Below are 15,847 nucleotides of genomic sequence, written 5' to 3' on the forward strand. Positions count from 1 at the left end.
GTCTTTTCCATCTACCACCTTGGCGTTTTATTTCATTTTTGTAGGAAATCATACAACGGCAATGCGAAACATAGAGTTCATCACAGTTCATGCTAAAGGCAGTAATAACCTGATTTTAAAAGGTTAGACAATATCACTATAAATATTGTCAAATGGCTTAAGACTTGTAACAGACAATGCAACGTTAAGCCATCAGGGGGGTGGTACCATTAATTTGAGGAATAGAAGAATGACTCAGTATATCTGCCCGAGCTGCGGATCAAAATATTTTATGACCTCCAAAACACGGGAGAAAATTATTTTTCAAGTAACAGACGGGCGGAGCGTCGAGTTTGTCGAGATGACCACTGAGGAGATCAATAACATTGTTATTGATGCACATAATATCTGTTGTGGTGCTTGTAGCTGGCAAGGGAGTTTAGACGAAGTTGTTGAATCCCACAGAGATTAACAGCCCGAGAAATCCACTCGTCCCAATCAAATAACAACGGTGATACCATGGCTTTTATCCAATTTTTTGAAAAACCCGGCTGTATTAACGGCGAAAAGCAGAAAGATATTTTGCTTAAGGCGGGGAATAGTCTTGAGTGCATAAATATACTGGAACATAGCTGGAGCCCTGAAGAACTTGCCCCGTTTTTTGCTGTAAAGGACCCCGTTTTGATCATGAATTATACCGCTCCGGCGATCAAAAAAGGAGAAATAATACCTGCAGATCTCTCCTATGGTGAAGCGGTTCGTCTCATGATTGAAAATCCAATACTCATCAAGCGTCCATTGATACGGGTTGATGGCATCTCGATTCAAGGTTTTACGGATGAACGTCTTACTCCATACCTTGGTTCCTGGGATGGTGCAGATGATGTCGTTACCTGTCCTAATCTGCATTCTGTATCCTGTGACGATAAAATAATATAACGATTTTCCCCAATGTAGGAGGGAAATTCTCTGGAGCATTCGACGAAGTCTGTCCTCATCATAAAACCAGGAATGTAAAAATGGGGTTGAACAGGATACAAATACATATTTTTAAACAACTCAGCAGTGCGCTCGGTATGAAAATAGAGGACTATTTGTCCAGGTTCTCTAAAGAATATATTCTCCGGGATATCAAGACACTTGACGACTTGACGGAAGAAGAGGGGGATTCCTGGATTACCAAAGCATATTTAGAATCGCTTGGGTGACGTTAGAAAACACTTTGTATTATCAACGGTACGCATTGTATCTGCGGGACATCTGTTGATTCACTTTTAAAAGGAACAATCTCCATGAAACCTGATTTATCTTTCAATCTGAGCGTTGCCGATATCATCACCTATTACCCTTCAACAAAGGCTGTTTTTATTGCCCATGGTCTTGATATACTTGTTACCGAGAATGCAATGAGGGCTTTATCCCCTTTTTTGACACTGGGAACAGCTCTTAGAAGTCGCTTTATCCCCGAGCCCAGTTTTATGAGATTACTCGAAGAGGCTGTTGAACAGGAAAACATCCTGGAGGCACCAGGACTTGAAGACGTCAGGACACAGGGAGATTTGACGCTTTTGGCACTGATGCCGTGTGGGCTCAAGATGCCATTTAGCAGAGCAATGAGCTCCTTTCTTGAAAACTTAAAGCGTGACCTCGGTGTTGCTGTCAAATTTGCCGTTGAGGGAAACCTCAACCAGGAGTTGTCTTACTATTCTTATGTTGAGCGGATCGAGTCTGTAGATGAGTTACCGGACATTATAATTTCATCTGATTTCAATACGTTTTATGGCCGCAGATTCTATGAAAAGTTTGTTGCGAGCGGTCAGTTTTGTGGCTATGGCACCTATGAACCCAACTCCAACTATATCAATGCTGGCATCGTTGAGCCAAATGGAGAGTATTCTGTTCTGGGTGTCAATCCGCTGGTGATGGTGGCCAATCTTGACGAGGTAGGCGATCGATCGTTGCCCAGTTGCTGGAAGGATCTTCTGGATCCCATGTGGAAAGAGAGTGTGACCCTACGTGGGGGAAATGGATTTTTCTGTCACGCTGTGCTGTTACCGACATATCAACGCTATGGTAAAGAAGGCCTGGAAAGGCTGGCTGATAACGTTCTTCAGGGATTACATCCGTCACAGATGATCAAAAACATTGACGGTGGTGCGCCGGGTGCGATTTATGTGATGCCGGAATTTTTTGCCCACAGGGCCAGAAAGCAGGACAGGATTCGTATAATCTGGCCGGAAGACGGGGCTTTGGCGAGTCCTGTAACCCTGCAGGTCAAATCTTCAAAGCTTGAGGAATTGCGTCCGATTCTTGATTATCTTACGGGTAAGGAGCTTGCTCAGGTGCTGGTTGGTGCCAGGTTTCCTGTCCCCCATGGAGATATTGTAGGGGACGTTCAAAATAAGCCGCTCCTGTGGCTTGGTTGGGATTACCTGCGTCGCGATGACCTACTGGAACTAAACCGTGTGATAGATACAATATTTATGCCGCGGGTAAAGCCTGGAATATGATGGTTCCTGAAAAAACATCACTGAGGCTCATTACCGTCGCGGGACCACCCTCCTGTGGGAAAACTTCCGTCGTTCTCCGAACTGTTGAGTCGATGCAGGAAAGAAATCTCAAGATTGGTGTGGTAAAGTTTGATTGTCTCACCAGTGAAGATCAACACCGCTATAATCATGCAGGGATTCCGGTTAAAAAGGGTCTTGCGGGCGGACTATGCCCCGATCATTTCTTTATAGCAAATATAGAACAGGCTCTGCAATGGGGGATAAGGAGTGGTTTTGACCTGCTGATCATTGAAAGTGCCGGTTTATGTAACCGTTGTTCTCCGCATATTCGTGGCGTTCTTGCCGTATGTGTCATTGATCAGTTGAGCGGTGTGCATACTCCAAGAAAAATCGGACCAATGCTAAAAAGTGCCGATGTGGTAGTTTTGACCAAAGGGGATATTGTCTCACAAGCCGAGCGTGAGGTTTTTTCATTCCGCGTTCGTCAGGTGAACGCAAGGGCGGCAGTACTGCCTGTTAATGGTCTCACCGGACAAGGTAATTTGTTGTTACAAAAACATTTTCAGAATGCACCATTGGTTGCAAGTCTTGAGGACTATAAACTCCGATTTACCATGCCGGCGGCACTGTGCTCTTACTGTCTCGGAGAGACACGGATCGGACCAGACTGCCAGATCGGCAACGTCAAGACCATGGATTTCTCATGACAGGTACGACAATCCTCAATCAAAAAGTCTCGTTCCTGGTCAAAGAACGTCCCTACCTTCTGGATTTTTTCACCGCGATGGCCATTACCGTCCCGCGTAACCAGACAACTCTGAAAGAATTCCTGCAATCAATCCCAAGCTCCCAGCTCAGTGAGTTTTCACTCAATCATCAATCACTGATAGACCAATGTCTCGATTTTATAAAACAAATGGAGATATTTAGATTACAGCCCCAGCAGTCAATTACTGAGATCACCCTAAAAGCGGGTCATGATAAGAATGGCAATCCGGAACCAAATAATGTGGTACTCAAGGTCGGAGAGGTTGTTGCACTTGTTGGCCCAACAGGGTCAGGAAAAAGCAGATTACTCGCCGACATAGAGTGTCTCGCCCAAAAGGATACGCCTTCCGGCCGGCAGGTACTCATAGATGGAGAAGCACCCGATGAAAAAAAGCGGCTTTCCGGGGACCAGCAGTTGGTTGCACAATTATCGCAAAACATGAACTTTGTGATGGATCTCACTGTTGGTGCGTTTGTTCGTATGCATGCGGAGAGTCGGCTTGTCCCCGATATCGATTTTCGTATCGATCAGATATTTGCAACAGCGGTGGAACTGGCAGGTGAACCCTTTACCCTTGAAACGCCTGTTACTGCATTATCGGGAGGGCAGTCCAGAGCACTTATGATCGCTGATGTCGCCTGTCTCAGTGCGTCACCCATAGTTCTTATTGATGAAATTGAAAACGCAGGTGTCGATAGAAGACGGGCGCTGGAGCTTCTGGTCAAGGAAGAAAAAATGGTCTTGATGGCCACCCATGATCCGTTGCTTGCACTCTCTGCAGATCGTCGGCTGGTGATCGGTAACGGCGGTATTCAGGCTATTTTGACGACGAGCCCAGAGGAGAGACGGGTTATCTCGGAGCTTCTCGTAATTGATAAAAAGCTTTCCGGAATGCGAGATTTGATCAGAACAGGCAACCGATTATCTTTTTCGTACTTTCTCGGTTAAACCTGTGTTGGTAGAGCCCGCGATTGTAAACCCACCGATTTTGAGGCAGATGGCTGTTTAGTCTCTCCGTTCTAAGCCTCATCGCTGCCTGGATTATCGGTAAGGCGGAGAAAAAAATTTCGAAATGGAGGACATGGACGGAAAAAGAGCCATCTTATTATGGCAGAAAAAAGACTATTCCTCTGAAGCACCAGACAATACAGAATTTTTTTCAAGAGGTTGTCTTTGCTCTGAAAACTTCTACATCACTGACCAGGACGAACAAAATAATATTTACAAAAGAGATATTTTATCAAAGTCTGTATACCTAAAAAGGCTGTATTCATTTAAAATTAAATCAGCTCAGCAATGAGTTAGCAGGTGTGACGATACATCTGAGTTCCTATGTTATGACACAACACCAAGTGTTCTTTTCTGCAAAAGACAGAGCTGTGCATACCTGAGAAATGCTCACCTGGCAGACAGATCTCTTTTCCGTTGAGAAAACAGTGGAAAAGACGAAAAAAAGACGATAGGTTACACAGGTGTTCTGCTTTAACAAAAATTTGTAAAAAATAATTAGGCTAGCCTCAACATTTGATTGTTTATAACCATCACTTGGTTTTGGAATATAGGACAGGTTATTGAAAATGCCCTAATACCTCAACCATTGTGGATGATAGATTGTGCTAAGATTGAAGGATGGTCGATTGTGTCCCAATCGCCAACAAATGTACAGTCACACTAACTATAACAATGGAGGAGCTCACAATGTATCAAAAGCAGAGAGTTGGCGGTAGGTATAGGTCTAAGACATTATTAGCGGTTCTGATTACATTGCTGTGCTGCACTTGGGCATCTTCAGCATTCGCAGTCATAGAACTGAAGTTAGGTCATTTCGGATCTGATACTCATCCGTCCCATATTGCCGCAACCCAGTTCGCAAACAATGTTGAAAAACGCACCAATGGTGAAGTAAAAATCGCAATTTACCCAAACAATGCTCTTGGTAGTCCACCAGAAGTTCTTGAGCAGGTTATCATGGGTGTAGTTGATATGAGTCTTTCAGGTCAGGATCAACTTGCCAAGCACGTATCCCTGTTTGACACCGTTAGTATTCCCTTTTCTCTCAGCAGCTATGAACACGCCGATCGAGTACTCGATGGCCCGTTTATAGATTGGGCTGCACCTGAAGTTGAAAAAATTGGCCTTGTCTATCTATCCAGCTGGGAATGGGGATTCCGTCAGTTGACCAATTCAAAACTGCCCATCATTTCCCCTGCTGACCTCAAAGGGCTTAAGATAAGAACACCTCCCGCCATGACCTATCAGGCAGCCATGGAAGCTCTTGGCGCCAACGTTCAGACCATCGCTTTCAGCGAACTGGTTATGGCCATGCGTCAGGGTGTTGTCGACGGGCAGGAAAACCCAATCGGTGTTATTTACAACCTCAAACTGTACGAATCTCAAAAATATATCTCCATTATAAACTACCTTTACAGTTCAATGTGTCACGTGGTTTCCAAAGGTGTCTGGGACAGTCTGACACCTGAACAGCAGACAATTATTCGCGAAGAATCCAATTCTGCCAGACTGCTCATGCGTAAACTCGCCCGTGCTGACGAGCAAAAACAGATCGAAGACATGCGTTCCAAAGGTATTCAGATCGATACTCCTGACCTGGCTCCTTTCAAAGCCAAAATGGGTCCTGCCTACGAAAAGATCAAAAAGAATGTCGGTGAGGCCAACTTTGACAAATGGATGAAGATGACGGAGTCAATGCAATAAACAACAGAATAGTTTCATAGCACAAATGGCTCCGCCTTTGTTACGAGGTGGAGCCAGTATTTTAAGTTCTAAGAGGTGACTTACATTGTTGACCCTTTCTATATTCGCCGTCCTGATCGCCCTCCTCCTCATAAATGTCCCGGTTGTTGTTGCAATTGGTGTAACTTCAGTTATCTTTTTCGTTGGCCTCGGTGATGCTCGCATGCTGGCGATGCTTCCGCACAGAATGTATTACGGCACCACCGGCTTTACCCTGCTGGCGATACCATTTTTTATTCTGGCTGGGAACCTGATGAATGTCGGTGGGATAACCGATCGAATTTTCCGTTTTGCCAGTGCAATGGTTGGACATATTTCCGGTGGCCTGGGACAGGTTAATATTGTAGCCAGCGTCATTTTTTCGGGTATGTCCGGTTCAGCTGTCGCCGATGCTGCAGGTCTCGGCCAGATCGAACACAAGGCGATGGTCGACGCAGGTTACGATCCGGCGGATTCCGCTACACTGGTTGCAGTTTCCTCGGTAATCGGTCCGGTTATCCCCCCCAGTATCCCTTTCGTGCTTTATGGAGCGATCACGAGTGTTTCGGTCGCCCGCCTGTTTATGGCGGGTTTCATCCCTGGCATCATAATGAGTCTTGGAATGATGATGGCCTTGGCAGTTCTGGCCAAGCGACACGATTATCCCTGTTCTGCCCACAGGGCATCGATTAGCCTTCGATGGATCGCCTTCAAAGAAGCATTCTGGCCACTTCTGGCCCCGGTAATTATCATTGGCGGAATCATGACCGGCTTCTTTACTCCGACAGAAGCATCGGTAGTTGTCTGTGTATATGCCCTGTTACTCGGATTTTATTATGGGGACCTTACGTTTAAAGATTTGCCGGATATTATGTACAAATCGATTACTCAGGCGGTCAGTCTGCTCTTCATCATCGCAGCAGCAAACTTCTTTGGCTGGCTCATCATCCATCAGAAAATACCGGACAGCATCATCGCGACCTTGATTGATTTTGGGGCAACGCAATCGGCTGTATTATGGATTATCATCGGCATCGTCCTGATCATGGGCTGTTTTCTTGAGGGAAATGCTATTTTCCTCATCACCCTGCCTATCTTTATGCCAATTGCCAAGATGTTTCAGATCGATCTGGTTAATTTTGGTGTGGTCATGACTCTACTTATCATGATCGGCAATCTTACTCCGCCTGTAGGTATGTGTCTGTTTGCTGTCGACAGTTTCGCCAAGGTCGGGATTCCGGCTTTGGCTAGGAAAATCTGGCCATACCTCATTATCATCCTGATTATTACCCTGATTATTGCATTCGTACCGAGTATAGCCCTATTCTTACCGAACCTGCTGATGGGAGAGATGTGATGATCAAGGCTCTTAAAAAACTGGATAGCTGGGTGCAAAAGATATTGCGCCTGATTTCGATGGCAATTTTCTCGGCACTGGGACTGCTGATGGTTGTCAACGTGCTGTTACGGCTGACGACTGACCTGATCAACTTCCTCAGCGTTAATGGATATGTCAACATTGCAGAAGCCATCAAAAATCTGCTGCCGGTCACATCCTTTCATTGGTTTGATGAAATTGTTGAACTCTCCTTTGCCGCTCTGGTCTTCTATGGTGCAGCTGCTTTATGGGGGGCCAAGCTCCATTTCAGCGTTGGAGACTGGATCACTCCACGCCTGCCAAACCAGCGCTTAAAGATTCTTTACAAGATGTTTATCTACCTGATTTGTATGGTGTTCATGGGAATTTTGTTCTGGTTTTCAATGCGTCTGACGCTACGGTCAACCGAATTGACCACCGTTTTTCAAATTAAAAAATCGGTTCTCTACTCCTGCATGCCGATATCTGCTCTGATAATGCTGATTTATTCAATTTTTGATTTTTTAGGAACCGTTATGGACCTCTTTTCAGGCGAGCCCAGTCAAAAACCATCAGAGTGAGCTCAGATGTCTACAGCCAGCACTTTTTCGGCTACGTCCTAAGCTGATTCGCCTGTCGGCCTAATACAAGCCTGGCTGTTGTAGTTGTTCTATTTTGATTGTTGCTCCAGATAGCCACATGGCCCAACCTTCATTAAAAGAAGGTATCCTCTTATAAAATTGTAGAAAAAGGATATTCCTATGATTCATATTATTGCTTCGTTGACCATTGCAGATGGGAAAATGCCCCAGATGAAAGAGATCTATAAATCATTTGTCCCTAAAGTTGAAGCCGAGGAGGGATGCATTATGTACTGTCCAACGGTTGACTTTGAGACGGACATTCCCACCCAGGAGAAAAATAAGAATATTATTACTGTCATAGAAAAGTGGGAGAATATTGAGGCCTTCCATGCCCACCTCTCCGTGCCACATCTGGCAGAGTTCAGAAAGGATGCACAGGGCATGATTGAAGGGGTATCAATAAAGGTGCAACAAAATATGTTGTGATTGACAAGAAAGAATTGAGAACATCATACTAAATACTGCATCCGTTCTAACTACGAATGATAGTATTCATTAGTATTATGCACTTCTTTTGCTTTCATTGTAAATCATTTCGCATGCTCTATCGTATAAGACAGGCAAGAAAGAGTCTCAAGGATCGATCTTAACACACTCTATACACTTGCAAGGATTTCAATTTGTTGAATTCCATAGGAACGATAAGATTTTTTCATATACAATAGAGAGGTGGGTTATGAGTATGAGAGGCGAAATTATTTCAAAAGAATATCAGAGCATGGTATGGGTGAAGGACAATGATGGAAAAGAATATGCCTGCTATTTAGACGACTTAAAAGATAAGGATAATCTCACTGAAGAAGAAAAAGCAAAATGTGTAAACGTGAGTGATATGCTTGGTGATAGCTGGTGATATATTTTCCCCATGTTAAGATAAATAATTTTTTCTATGTTAGAATTGTTGAATTATTCTAGTGCATGGGAAAACATGAATACATTACCGTTTGAGATCCGACAAATATTCTGAGAGATCAACAGAAAAGAGAATATGGATCTCAAGCGGTGTCTAATGCTGGTATAATTCTAACGATATTCTCCACCCGACCGTTAAATATCTCCTTTAAGCGTGTTAAGTGTAATTAAAGAGCACTTTGATAGACCTATATTTTCGTAGTCTTCTTCCACACTTTATCTGCAATCCTGGCACCTGCTGGCCCTGTTGGCGGACAAACCAATACGTAGTGACGTCATAGGTTTTAAGTGTCGATTGTAGGGGAAATTCTTTCACGCATGGTCTTTCTGCCATGGTGATGTGAGTTTAACCTAGTTTTCATGACATATGTCATCCATCAATCGCATGATTGCCAGCTCTTTGGCTTTCGCTTCAATATCGACAGTCATCACACGCCCTCGCCAACAGTCGGGCAGATCATCGGGATTTATATAATCGGCATGTGGTCTGGGATTACCATCCCCCCAACCGGCCTTCGGTGATGACAGATGGCAATATTGCTCCCTCCCCTGCCGATGCCAGGTTGCAGCTGCAAGCTCAGTGGCCTCTTCGACAGACAGTTCATCCGGATTGCAGCGATGGTGATGAACATCATAGACCAGTGGAATGCTCAGCTTGTCACAAAGGGGCAAGAGATCGGATACAGTATAACTGACATCATCATTTTCCAGAGTCAAGCGGCTGCGCACATTTCCAGGAAGATCTCCAAAAACCTGGCTAAATCGTTGCAGTGCAGATAATTTATCGCCGTAGACACCACCGGCATGTAGATTAATAATGCCTGCCCCGACTGCTTCCGCCAGCCATCCCTGATACTCCAATTCTCGGATTGAGTTGGCGACGACCCTTGTGTCAGGTGAAGAAATCACAACAAACTGATCCGGGTGGAAACTGAGACGAATGTCATGCAAATGGGAAAAAGATCGAACGGCGCTAAGCAATTCGACTATTCTCTCTCCCTTGGGAAGATCATCAAGACGATAACCAACCTCTGGATGGGTTATCCGAGGAAACAGCGGCGACATGATGCGAAATGCACCGATCCCAAGGCGGTGGACGATTTCTACGGCCTGCAGGAGGTTCCAACTATTGTCGTAGCAGAGATCAGACAACTTGTTCAGCTGTTCAGCACGAGACAGGCTGGAAAGAAACTTGGCAGTCGTTGTCCGAAAGGCAATCTTCTCATTTTTAAAAATACAGCACAAACCAAAGCGCATAGGAGCTCCTTCATCACAGTCTAGACTATCATAGATAATCACATATATAACAAATTATATCAGCTACCCATGTTTTGGCGCCTGAAGTATACGACAATTTTTTGTACAATCCAGGCGTGGTTATTATAACATCCATAGCTTTATTTAGTATTCAGCTGCAGAGCAGGTTTCCTCAAAACTGTCGGAATAAATCTCTCCAAAATTTCCAAAAAGCCACTGACAAAAGACCATCTTGTTGGATTGCTCCCTGGAAGATAATATTCTCTTACCTGCTTGCTGCTGTTGATTTGCTCAAGCGATGTCTATAGGGTTGAGAATATGATATAGATTGGTTGATTGAAGCGATACTGGTAACTACCCCATTATATGTTTCGTGTCGTCAAATTTTTATTTTTCAGGTTGTACGGACCACAGTGAACGGTTACCCGTTGGAGATTACTTATGAGCAGATTTTGCTGGATACCACCTGGGAAAGTGCAGGAGAAACAATTCACCACCAGTTGAGGCAAACATACAGGCAAACTTGTGAGACAAGCTGATTATAATTTCTGTCTGAATCTATAGCACGTTGTCATGCATCAAGCACCTTTCTAATCAAAACAGCAATATCTTTTTTTGTCAGAGGTTTGAGCGCAAAGCCCCTGATTCCATATGATTTTGCCTTATCTTTAGAAACCTGAGAGCTATACCCGGTACAGAGAATGATTGGCATTCCGGGTCGAAGCTGGAGAATCCTTTTAGCGAGATCAAAGCCGGTCATGTCTGGCATGGTCTGATCAGTAATAATCAGATCGAACCTCTCGGGCTGGCTCTGAAAAGTGGAGAGGGCATCAATGCTGTTTAGCCTGACCGTGACCCGATAACCGAGTCTCTCTAGCAATTGTTTACCCATTTCGGCCAGTATTTCCTCATCATCTATAAAAAGAATATGTTCGTGGCCAACCGGAATGATGTCCGGGACGTCGGTTCCAGGCAGGGCGGCATCCGCCATAGCAGGAAAATACGCATGGAAAACAGTTCCTTCCCCGGCTTGACTTTCAAAGGTTACAAAGCCTCCATAACTTTTCACAATGCCATGGATAATGGCAAGTCCCATGCCGGTCCCTTTGCCAACCTCTTTTGTGGTAAAATAAGGATCGAATATGTTTTTCTGGATTTCAGGTGCAATCCCTGAACCGGTGTCTGTTATAGACAGCTTGAGAAAATCTCCAGGTTGAATATTTGATTCAGAGGGAAAATCCGAACATTGAAGGTATTTCTTCCTCAGGGAAATGGAAAGAATCCCCCCGGTCTCTTCCATGGCGTGAAAAGCGTTCGTACAGAGGTTCATGAGGATCTGATGAATCTGGGTCGGATCGGCAAGAATATAGCCTGATTCAGGATCAACGTCTTCCCGGATAGCTATGGTCGATGGTAGGGAGGAACGCAGCAGCTTAATTGTTTCATGGATAACAGCAGCAACTTGAACGACAACAGGTTCGGTGTCTGTATGGCGGCTAAAACTAAGGATCCGTTTGACAAGATCCTTGGCCCTGTTGCTGGCCTTGAGAACTTGCTTAATATCATTTTTAGCCATTGATCCTGCGGTACTATCCTGCTCTGCCATTTCGGCATAGCCTATGATTACACTGAGGATATTGTTAAAATCATGGGCAATACCTCCTGCCAGAGTGCCGATGGCCTCCATCTTCTGCGCTTGGAGGAGTTCCGCCCCCAGGCTGGCGTTTATCTTTTGTTCTTCAATCAGCTTATTGTTGGCGACTTTCAGCGAAGCTGAATGTTTCCGCAGTCGTGCAGAGTAGATCAAATGAAGTGGAATAGTGGCCCCAAGTAATAGAAAGGAATAGCCAAAGGCTAAGAGCATTTCCATTCGGAGCCCAGCCGATATATCATTGATATTAATCTCTGCACCCGAAATATATGAATTTCCTGCGGGGCTACTGCGCAGCAGAAGGCTTGTTCTGAAGGTTCCCCAGCGATCTGAGTATGTTAATTGAATAGGTTCATCTTTTTTAATTTTATCTGTCAGCAGATGAACGGCTTCATCATAACGGGTGAAATAACGGACCTCAGACGAAGAGGCCATTTCTTCTTCTGAAGCGCTCGAGGAGGTGATGAAAATATGTTGGTTTTGAATAATGACCGTGTACAAATACGTTACAGATGAAAGTCGTGCCATTTGGGTCAGTAATCTGATATTTTCCTGATCCTCCGCCGGCAACACCGAATCTTTGGCTATGGCCCTGTCATGAAAGTCGTCAGCCAGTATATATTGCACACTGGCTGCACTCGCCGCAAGATGCTGATCCAAATGCCGATAGATACTTTCCTTATGCCTGTAATAAATGGTTATTGCGGTGAGAAAAACTATGAAAACATAAAATGCCACCGCCAGAAACGTATGTTTTTGAAAATATTTGTTTTCAGCCATTTGTAAGTTTAATTATCACTCCATCAAAAACATCGTGCTTGAAAGCTGCAAGTCTATGAGCTGTTATTCCTGGGGCGGATCGGTCAAGTTATGTGTCAGGAAAGGGGGGACAGCGCTAACAGATAAAAATTGCCTGCCTGAATTCTATTAAAGCATCAGGCGTTAACGTAATTGCCGATCGCACCAAAGAAATATGCATCACAGGAACATTACTATTATACAGCTAACTATACTGTAATATCAAGTAATTCCTAACAAGGTATTAGGTTTTTTGAATTGACTTACAATATTCACATTACCATAACAGATATCGTCCAGTTCCTGCCACCGCTCTGACAAAAAACGGGATCTCTCTTTACTAGTGCGTTTCAACACAGGCCATGTTCTCGATTTTACGCATGTGGCCGAAGACACTCATTTTGCCGGGGTGTCATGAACTTCGAAGTTAAACAGATTTTGATCGAAGGCGTTGTAATCCTCATAACGAAGGAGGTCATACAAATCCTTTCGATGCTGCATTTTATCCAGAATTCCGTTTTGATCTCCGTCCCGTAATATTGCGTCCAATCCCCGGCTTACTTCTCCCATTGCCAGCCGAAGAGTGGTAACCGGATATATCACCATATTATAGCCAAGATCTTCCAATTCCCTCACGTTGAACAATCTGCTTTTCCCAAATTCTGTCATGTTGGCAAGCAAAGGGACCGAGATTGCCTCTCGGACCGTTGCAAATTCCTGTTCCGACTTGAGCGCTTCAGGGAAAATAACGTCTGCGCCTGCATCTACATATGCCTGCATTCTTTCAATTGCTTTATCGAGTCCCTCAATTGCCCGAGCATCTGACCTGGCGATCAGACAGAAATTGCTGTCCATTTTAGCATCGGCTGCAGCACGCACGCGCTGAACCATGGTGGTTGTCGCCACAAGCTCTTTACCGTCGAGGTGACCACAGCGTTTTGGCATGACCTGATCCTCTATATGACAGCCGGCAAGGCCTGCCTCCTCCATGAGACGTATTGTTCGGGCAGCACTGACCGGTTCACCAAAGCCAGTGTCAATGTCAATTATGGCAGGTAGATCCGTCACCCGAGCAATCTGCCGTCCTCTATCTACAAATTCACCCATTGTGGCAAGGCCAATGTCAGGTAGACACAGATCAGCGGAGATCACAGCCCCGGAGATGTAAATTCCACTAAATCCTTTTCTCTCAATTAATTGCGCACAGAGGGGATTAAAAGCTCCAGGGAATTGATGGAGAGCCCCATCAGCCAGCTGCCGTTTGAGTTCAAGACGTTTTTCAACGGCCGTTTTTTGTGTAAAAAGCATTAGAAGATTCCTCTCAAAAGATTTTTTATCCGATACACTTCAGCTACCACCGGATTCAACTCCCTGATTATAAATACTACACTCAACCACACTCAACAGGGTGATATATCCTTGCCAGATAGTGTTTTTCTTCCCCTTCAATGAGTTTGTCACACTTTAATCCATGGAAGCTACATAGGGTGTGTAAAAGTTCGAAATCCACATAAAGCCAACTGAAAGGGTCTGACCGTAACCCTTTATATATCATGACAAAATCTGTTTCACCGCAATACTCTCCGTTCTTATTATAGACTTCCCCGGCTTTTTGTAAAAATCTTTCGGTGAGATCAGTAGAATCCACCAGCAGTTGTCCCTTCGGAGCAAGCAGGGACATCAGATGCTGAATAAATACATTCAGACCATCCAGTGAACCAGATATTCCTATCCCATTCATGAGCATGAGGATTGTGTCATAACAGCAATCTCCATGATCCAGGATATGTCTGAGAAAGGTTTTTTTGACGCTTCTTTTGCGCATTATCTCCACGCAGCCAGGAGAGATGTCAATTGCCTCGACGTCCAGGCCTCTAGACTGCAAGACAAGGCTGTGACAGCCTGATCCGGCACCGACATCGAGCACTCGTCCCCGGCATCCTTCCAGGGCATATTTTTCGAGTTCGTTCATTTCCTCGAAACTTCGAAACATGGTGCTGCCCTGCATGGAAGACATTTCAAGCGTCGAGGACCATACATTGAGAAAAGCCTCTGAATCACCACAAAAATAATCATTCAACATTATACCCAGGGGATCTTTCTCTTTGGCCAATATACATCCTGGCATATTTCTTTCCTTTCCGGGGATCAGTGCTGCATTAAGACAAAGTATAGAGAATCCATACTAAAAATGGCAAAAGCAAGCTTATACAGGACAAATTGTGGTATGGCAGGACTTCTTCTTAAGAAGTTACCTTACACAAAACATTTTGCCCTTTCACAGTGATCGGCTTAAACCATAAAAGCTCGAAAGTCATTTTTCAGAACAACTTACTTCCAACTTTTGCATTAACTGCAGGTGAAACAAATGTAGCCTCACCACTTTCCGCCTTTGGGTATTGCACACCGAGAATCAACACCTCTGAAGTGACAGGCCCCATTGGCCTTGGCTCAAAATTTAATACTCCGAGTACCAGCCTGTCTTTTACTTCTTCTATGGGATGGCAGGTAAAACGGCCGTAACTTAGTCGCTTACCATATTTGCCAAAATCTACTACCATCCTGTATGTCTGCTTATTTGTTCTCGTCTCCACTTCAACCTCAATAACCCTGCCAACCCGGATATCGAGCAGTGCGAATGAGGCATCATAGGAGACAACTGGTTTTATTTCGCTTGCCATTTTTCTTTCCTTTTAGCCTGAAGATCATCATAAAATCGCTTTAACATATGATTTTGTAGTTCTGCGCCTTGTTGTTACGAAGTTTATATTTTGGGAACAGGGCACTACAGTATGACACTTGCCACGTACATCTTCATAACCGACAGATTTGTGTTGCTCAACATTTTTAAGTAAACGCGAGATCTACCCTTACCGTGGGTTGAAGTCGCTTCCTTGGAGAACAATTCTTCAACCAAATCACGATCAACACTGATTTTGGCAGTTTTTCTAATTGTATATTCGCATCTCAAAGAATGACGGCTCTCAGGTTTTTGACCAGCAGTTTGATGCTTTGGAGGAAGCTTGAGTTGATCCTGAAAGATTTTACAAAGATCAGGCCTCCGGAAGAAAAGATAACTGCCCTGGGCTACAGGCTTACCGCAGCCAGGGCAGGAGGACGCTTAGATGGAAGGCCACGTAAAATGACCACGAGTCTAATGTTGACCAGAGTTGGGCAGATCTTGCAAAAAAAGATCTCAAGAGCTTATTTCTGGGAATGTTTCTTCGCTACCATGAG

17 protein-coding genes are annotated in these 15,847 nt (G+C 44.5%); 12 read left to right on the forward strand and 5 right to left on the reverse strand.

The features are described 5' to 3' along the window. Positions 1–229: 229 nt before the first annotated feature. The 12 genes from FCL48_RS09145 to FCL48_RS24970 all read left to right on the forward strand — a co-directional run bounded on the left by FCL48_RS09145 (position 230) and on the right by FCL48_RS24970 (position 8,845). Complete coding sequence (locus tag FCL48_RS09145) at positions 230–451, forward strand: hypothetical protein (protein WP_136871966.1); 222 nt, start codon at positions 230–232, stop codon at positions 449–451. 47 nt (positions 452–498) lie between these two features. Continuing rightward, on the forward strand, positions 499–918 hold the full coding sequence (locus FCL48_RS09150; protein WP_136871967.1) for an ArsC/Spx/MgsR family protein: 420 nt from the start codon (positions 499–501) through the stop codon (positions 916–918). Positions 919–998: 80 nt separating this feature from the next. After that, the gene (locus FCL48_RS09155; protein ID WP_136871968.1) at positions 999–1,187 is read left to right on the forward strand and encodes a hypothetical protein; all 189 of its coding nucleotides are present in this window, start codon (positions 999–1,001) and stop codon (positions 1,185–1,187) included. Positions 1,188–1,271: 84 nt separating this feature from the next. Beyond that, positions 1,272–2,489, forward strand: coding sequence for an ABC transporter substrate-binding protein (locus FCL48_RS09160; protein ID WP_136871969.1), 1,218 nt, complete (start codon positions 1,272–1,274; stop codon positions 2,487–2,489). A 20-nt stretch (positions 2,490–2,509) separates the two neighbouring features. Then, the gene (locus FCL48_RS09165; RefSeq protein WP_136872103.1) at positions 2,510–3,196 is read left to right on the forward strand and encodes a GTP-binding protein; all 687 of its coding nucleotides are present in this window, start codon (positions 2,510–2,512) and stop codon (positions 3,194–3,196) included. Continuing rightward, complete coding sequence (locus FCL48_RS09170) at positions 3,193–4,206, forward strand: ATP-binding cassette domain-containing protein (RefSeq protein WP_136871970.1); 1,014 nt, start codon at positions 3,193–3,195, stop codon at positions 4,204–4,206. The genes FCL48_RS09165 and FCL48_RS09170 overlap by 4 nt, the downstream gene beginning before the upstream one ends. Before the next feature lie 133 nt (positions 4,207–4,339). Continuing rightward, positions 4,340–4,558, forward strand: coding sequence for a hypothetical protein (locus FCL48_RS09175; RefSeq protein ID WP_136871971.1), 219 nt, complete (start codon positions 4,340–4,342; stop codon positions 4,556–4,558). Between the two features lie 398 nt (positions 4,559–4,956). After that, positions 4,957–5,973, forward strand: a complete 1,017-nt coding sequence (locus tag FCL48_RS09180; RefSeq protein WP_169309154.1) for a TRAP transporter substrate-binding protein — start codon at positions 4,957–4,959, stop codon at positions 5,971–5,973. Positions 5,974–6,058: 85 nt separating this feature from the next. Further along, positions 6,059–7,348 carry a TRAP transporter large permease gene (locus FCL48_RS09185; RefSeq protein WP_136871973.1) on the forward strand — a complete coding sequence of 430 codons (1,290 nt, stop codon included), beginning with the start codon at positions 6,059–6,061 and terminating at the stop codon, positions 7,346–7,348. Further along, positions 7,348–7,929, forward strand: coding sequence for a TRAP transporter small permease (locus FCL48_RS09190; protein WP_136871974.1), 582 nt, complete (start codon positions 7,348–7,350; stop codon positions 7,927–7,929). Before FCL48_RS09185 ends, FCL48_RS09190 begins: the two co-directional genes overlap by 1 nt. Positions 7,930–8,109: 180 nt before the next feature. Then, positions 8,110–8,418 (forward strand): putative quinol monooxygenase, encoded by a 309-nt coding sequence (locus FCL48_RS09195; protein WP_136871975.1) that lies wholly within the window; start codon positions 8,110–8,112, stop codon positions 8,416–8,418. A gap of 256 nt (positions 8,419–8,674) precedes the next feature. After that, positions 8,675–8,845: a hypothetical protein gene (locus FCL48_RS24970; protein WP_169309155.1), complete on the forward strand. Its 171-nt coding sequence runs from the start codon at positions 8,675–8,677 to the stop codon at positions 8,843–8,845. Positions 8,846–9,255: 410 nt separating this feature from the next. Here FCL48_RS24970 and uvsE read toward each other — a convergent pair whose 3' ends face one another. The 5 genes from uvsE to FCL48_RS09220 form a co-directional block, all read right to left on the reverse strand. Further along, positions 9,256–10,161 carry a UV DNA damage repair endonuclease UvsE gene (uvsE, locus tag FCL48_RS09200; protein WP_136871976.1) on the reverse strand — a complete coding sequence of 302 codons (906 nt, stop codon included), beginning with the start codon at positions 10,159–10,161 and terminating at the stop codon, positions 9,256–9,258. Positions 10,162–10,732: 571 nt separating this feature from the next. Further along, positions 10,733–12,592 carry an ATP-binding protein gene (locus tag FCL48_RS09205; protein WP_136871977.1) on the reverse strand — a complete coding sequence of 620 codons (1,860 nt, stop codon included), beginning with the start codon at positions 12,590–12,592 and terminating at the stop codon, positions 10,733–10,735. A gap of 414 nt (positions 12,593–13,006) precedes the next feature. Then, a complete protein-coding gene (gene prpB, locus FCL48_RS09210; protein WP_136871978.1) occupies positions 13,007–13,918 on the reverse strand; it encodes a methylisocitrate lyase in 912 nt (303 codons plus the stop codon). Between the two features lie 82 nt (positions 13,919–14,000). Continuing rightward, positions 14,001–14,738, reverse strand: coding sequence for a bifunctional 2-polyprenyl-6-hydroxyphenol methylase/3-demethylubiquinol 3-O-methyltransferase UbiG (locus tag FCL48_RS09215; RefSeq protein ID WP_136871979.1), 738 nt, complete (start codon positions 14,736–14,738; stop codon positions 14,001–14,003). A gap of 193 nt (positions 14,739–14,931) precedes the next feature. Beyond that, positions 14,932–15,291 (reverse strand): tRNA-binding protein, encoded by a 360-nt coding sequence (locus FCL48_RS09220; RefSeq protein WP_136871980.1) that lies wholly within the window; start codon positions 15,289–15,291, stop codon positions 14,932–14,934. Positions 15,292–15,847: the final 556 nt, after the last annotated feature.

It is taken from the genome of Desulforhopalus sp. IMCC35007 (assembly GCF_005116575.1).
Classification (GTDB): Bacteria; Desulfobacterota; Desulfobulbia; order Desulfobulbales; family Desulfocapsaceae; genus Desulforhopalus_A.

Excerpts from the sequence above, each read along its gene's own strand:
- FCL48_RS09145 (WP_136871966.1), top strand. The coding sequence starts at position 230 with ATGACTCAGTATATCTGCCCGAGCTGCGGATCAAAATATTTTATGACC.
- FCL48_RS09150 (WP_136871967.1), top strand. The coding sequence starts at position 499 with ATGGCTTTTATCCAATTTTTTGAAAAACCCGGCTGTATTAACGGCGAA.
- FCL48_RS09155 (WP_136871968.1), top strand. The coding sequence starts at position 999 with ATGGGGTTGAACAGGATACAAATACATATTTTTAAACAACTCAGCAGT.
- FCL48_RS09160 (WP_136871969.1), top strand. The coding sequence starts at position 1,272 with ATGAAACCTGATTTATCTTTCAATCTGAGCGTTGCCGATATCATCACC.
- FCL48_RS09170 (WP_136871970.1), top strand. The coding sequence starts at position 3,193 with ATGACAGGTACGACAATCCTCAATCAAAAAGTCTCGTTCCTGGTCAAA.
- FCL48_RS09175 (WP_136871971.1), top strand. The coding sequence starts at position 4,340 with ATGGACGGAAAAAGAGCCATCTTATTATGGCAGAAAAAAGACTATTCC.
- FCL48_RS09180 (WP_169309154.1), top strand. The coding sequence starts at position 4,957 with ATGTATCAAAAGCAGAGAGTTGGCGGTAGGTATAGGTCTAAGACATTA.
- FCL48_RS09190 (WP_136871974.1), top strand. The coding sequence starts at position 7,348 with ATGATCAAGGCTCTTAAAAAACTGGATAGCTGGGTGCAAAAGATATTG.
- FCL48_RS09195 (WP_136871975.1), top strand. The coding sequence starts at position 8,110 with ATGATTCATATTATTGCTTCGTTGACCATTGCAGATGGGAAAATGCCC.
- FCL48_RS24970 (WP_169309155.1), top strand. The coding sequence starts at position 8,675 with ATGAGAGGCGAAATTATTTCAAAAGAATATCAGAGCATGGTATGGGTG.
- uvsE (WP_136871976.1), bottom strand. The coding sequence starts at position 10,161 with ATGCGCTTTGGTTTGTGCTGTATTTTTAAAAATGAGAAGATTGCCTTT.
- FCL48_RS09205 (WP_136871977.1), bottom strand. The coding sequence starts at position 12,592 with ATGGCTGAAAACAAATATTTTCAAAAACATACGTTTCTGGCGGTGGCA.
- prpB (WP_136871978.1), bottom strand. The coding sequence starts at position 13,918 with ATGCTTTTTACACAAAAAACGGCCGTTGAAAAACGTCTTGAACTCAAA.
- FCL48_RS09215 (WP_136871979.1), bottom strand. The coding sequence starts at position 14,738 with ATGCCAGGATGTATATTGGCCAAAGAGAAAGATCCCCTGGGTATAATG.
- FCL48_RS09220 (WP_136871980.1), bottom strand. The coding sequence starts at position 15,291 with ATGGCAAGCGAAATAAAACCAGTTGTCTCCTATGATGCCTCATTCGCA.